Origin of the sequence: Methylobacterium sp. (assembly GCF_019745455.1) — a bacterium.
Lineage (GTDB): Bacteria > Pseudomonadota > Alphaproteobacteria > Rhizobiales > Beijerinckiaceae > Methylobacterium.
Window position 1 is genome coordinate 1 of the sequence record NZ_JAIETD010000071.1, and the last position, 3,585, is coordinate 3,585.

Sequence of the window (3,585 nt, forward strand, 5' to 3'; positions counted from 1 at the left end):
TGCAGACGGTTTGGACCTATCTGGCCAAGGTACCGCCTCTCCAGCGCGAGGCCCTCATGCTCGTGGCTGCGCAAGGCCTGACCTACGAAGATGCTGCCAAGCTGGTCGGCTGCCAAGTCGGCACCATGAAGAGCCGAGTGAGCCGCGCGCGTGACTTCCTGGCCCGGTCGATGGGCATGGGAGACGAACGGCGCTCGGTCTGACCTGGCGCCGCCCAGGGCGAGGCCGCGACCCGCCGGACCATGAGCTTTCGTTCGATGCTGTGCGGCGCAATCACTGCAACGTACCAGTCTCAAACGAGAATGCCCGCCCCACCAGGGGCGGGACGGGCACGAGGCTCGGGCGACGAAGTATCGCGGTTTTAGTCGATGACCTCGACGATGCGATGGCTGCCATCGACCAGCACCGGACGCTCGTTCACGACCGTGTAGCGGTAGCCAGGCTTGACCCGGTACTCGTTGGGCACGTCGTAGTAAGTCACGCCGGATGTGGGGAGCGTGGCGCCGACCCGGACATCCTGGTCGTAGCGATAGGACTTCACCTTACGGCCTTCGACATAGGAGCGGAAGCGCGGGCGATCGTCGACGCCGAGGATCCCGCCAACCGTGCCGGTCGCGGCACCGACGGCGCCGCCGACGACGGCACCGACTGGACCGGCGGCTGCGCCGCCTTCAGCGGCACCACGCTCGGCACCACGCACTGTGCCCTGAGCCTGGGCGGTGACAGGAAGGGTGAGAAGGGCGGCAGCCGCGGCCGCGATCAGGATACGGTTGGACATGATCTGATCTCCATCGTTGAGACGAGAAGCGGCCACGTTTCGGTGGCCTTGCTCAAGAGCGCCCTAGGAACGGCGTCTCGCCGATTGGGTTCCACCACCATCACTTTGCGAGTGGGTCTGGCACTTTTCGAGTGGGTCTGGCCTGGCTCGGCAAGAAAACGGTTCTGAAGCAACCGTGATCTGTGAAGCAGGTTTTCAACGATCTGATTTCGGGAGAACCATCTGAGACACGGACGTCAGCGGTCCCCAGGCAAAAGTCCTTTCTCCTGCTTCTCGAACTTATGTTCTGCAAGCTTCGACCAGACTCAAACGATCTGGCCGTCGTCGCTTTGCATCCGAGCGTCGCCTGGCGAAATCTGAAGGATCTTCGCTGCTGTCTGAGAGGCTTGAAGCTTGGCATCGTCGAGGGACGAGGCGGATAGTAAGACGCAATCGGTCCATAACCCTGCACCCGGCGCGTGGACGCTGACCAACAACTCAAACATCGGCATCGCGCGAATTCCGATGGATAGACGTAGGCAGTTCCACGTCTAGGGCTGTGCGAACTGCGTGCGCAGTCTGGTACCGCCTCACGGGAGCGACAGGCTTTGCGTCCGCTCTCCGCGTATGCAGCACGATGGAGGCGCCTCCGTCGATCCTCTCCACGCGCAAAGGTGTTCGCGCGACAGGATCGTGGTCTCGTTGTCGTTATCCTTGGGTACCCGCTCGCTCACCTCAATCGGTGTACAGCAGGAATGCTACGTCCCGTTGTGGGCATGTAACGTTCGCTTGCGGACGCCCGACTTCGTCCGTTCGTGCGGGGAATCCGACAAAGCTTTCGTAACCTTGGCCATTGTTGGGGTTCGATGCGTGAGAAAGAATCGGCCGGGTTCAGGGTTCGGCAACCGGTCAGATTCATTCTCGTACCGTCCGTCCCCTTAGCGTCGCCAGAACGCCCGGATGGATAGGGAGCTCTCACAAGGCTTGGAAGTCCGCTCGATGCTGGCCCTCGTCCTCGACGACGTCGAGTTGAACAACGTGATGGTGGTCGCCGCCCTTCAGCCCATCGTGGGATGCATTTCGCGCGACTTCACTGGGCCGGTCGAGGCCCTCGCCTTTGCCCAAGCGCATGCTTCGGAGATCGGGGTCGTTATCACCGACTACGAGATGCCTGGGATGAATGGCATCGAGTTCATCCGTGCAGTCCGAAGCATTCCCGAACTCGCCAACGTTCCGACCGTCATGGTCACGAGCCATGACCAACGCAGCCTGCGCCATCAAGCCCTGGAGGCCGGCGCGACCGAGTTCCTGGCCAAGCCGTTGGATTCTATCGAGATCCGGGCCCGTGTCACGAACCTCCTCGCCTTATCCGAAGCGCATCGGGCCATGCGGGACCACGCTGCCCAACTCATGCGCGAGGTTTCGATCGCAGTCGCCCTTGTCGAGGAGCGCGAACGCGAGATCGTCTCCACGTTGATGCGCGCCGCTGAGAATCGTGACGAGGACACTGGCGACCATATTGCCCGGGTCTCCGCCTACACGAGCCTGATCGCACAAGCCCTGGGGCTCGACCCGGCCGAATGCCGACTGATGGGGCTGGCGGCGACGATGCACGATGTCGGCAAAATCGCCGTTCCGGATGCCATCCTGCTCAAGCCGGGTCCGCTCACGCCCGAGGAGCGCCGCGAGATGGAGCGCCATGCCGAACGCGGCCAACGCATCCTCGGTGGGAGCGCCTCGCCCGTCATGCGCTTAGCCGCCGAGATCGCGGCCAGCCACCACGAGCGTTGGGATGGGGGCGGCTATCCCTACGGCCTGAAGGGGGAGACCATCCCGCTCGCCGGTCGCATCGTCGCCGTGGCCGACGTGTTCGACGCACTCACTACCCAGCGGCCCTACAAGCAGGCGTGGTCGCCTCAACGCGCCAGGTCTCACCTGATCGAGAATGCAGGAGCCCATTTCGACCCGCGTGCGGTCGAGGCCTTCCTCAGCCGGTGGGACCACATCGAGGCTTCCCTTCGCCAGCGTCAGGATGCTGACCCCGTTGCGGCCGTCGCCTGAGCGCGACCGCTTACCGGTCTCGTGTGTCCCCATCGTCGGGGGAAGCGACGCAGTTTGGAGGACTGCGACGCTGCGATGGTTCGACCAACGGAATCGTGCTTCCGGCGGGAGGCGACTGTCTTCGGCTGCATCGTGAAAGGCGCAACCGTTTTTGACTGACATGCGCTAGAGGGCGCGGCCCTTGTTCCAAGATCGTTCCCTGTCGTTTGCACCGCTCTCGAGGCGATGCCCCCCGACCTAGCGTTCCGAGAGCGCAACCACGCACCTTGGCCTGATCAACGTCTTCATCGGTGACATTCAGGGTGACCTCGGCCCCTTCCTCGGCACTTGCTTCGCCGTCCCTTGCGTAGCGGTAGGGGTTACCGGCGTGATCGCGGGAGCGGGCGTTACCAGCCATCAGGAAGCTGTCCATATCGGGATGGATATACCGGCCAGTGCCGATTTTGCGGACCCCGCCAGCCTTTGCCATGGCGCGGAGCACATTGCTCATCGCGCCGCTGTTGCTGTCGGTGAGGGCAGCCAGCTCTGCAGGCGGTCAAGAGTACGGCGGACACCCCTTTCGCCACCACATCTCGATCGAGGAGCGGGATGCCCGCCCCAACACCCTTTACCCCACCGTTTACCCTGCCAGCCGAATAGGTTGATGCTCATGTTCCGTGAAACCAAACCGAAAACCGGGCCGTGCATTCGTTGGTAGCGTCCGCGGACGAGGTGTAAATTCGAGGACCGCTTTGGCGGGGATTGGGGTGGCCATCGGGCCATGCGGC

At 63.2% G+C, this 3,585-nt stretch carries 3 protein-coding genes; 2 read left to right on the plus strand and 1 reads right to left on the minus strand.

Annotation, left to right across the window (positions count from 1 at the left end; genetic code table 11):
- The coding region (locus K2Y56_RS16015) for a sigma factor-like helix-turn-helix DNA-binding protein (RefSeq protein WP_292509533.1) at positions 1 to 203 on the plus strand (203 nt) is incomplete at its 5' end.
- A gap of 158 nt (positions 204 to 361) precedes the next feature.
- Here the strand turns inward: K2Y56_RS16015 and K2Y56_RS16020 are convergent.
- Complete coding sequence (locus tag K2Y56_RS16020; protein ID WP_292509536.1) at positions 362 to 778, minus strand: DUF1236 domain-containing protein; 417 nt, start codon at positions 776 to 778, stop codon at positions 362 to 364.
- A 978-nt stretch (positions 779 to 1,756) separates the two neighbouring features.
- Here K2Y56_RS16020 and K2Y56_RS16025 point away from each other — a divergent pair.
- On the plus strand, positions 1,757 to 2,818 hold the full coding sequence (locus K2Y56_RS16025) for an HD domain-containing phosphohydrolase (RefSeq protein WP_292509539.1): 1,062 nt from the start codon (positions 1,757 to 1,759) through the stop codon (positions 2,816 to 2,818).
- The last annotated feature ends 767 nt before the right edge of the window (positions 2,819 to 3,585 follow it).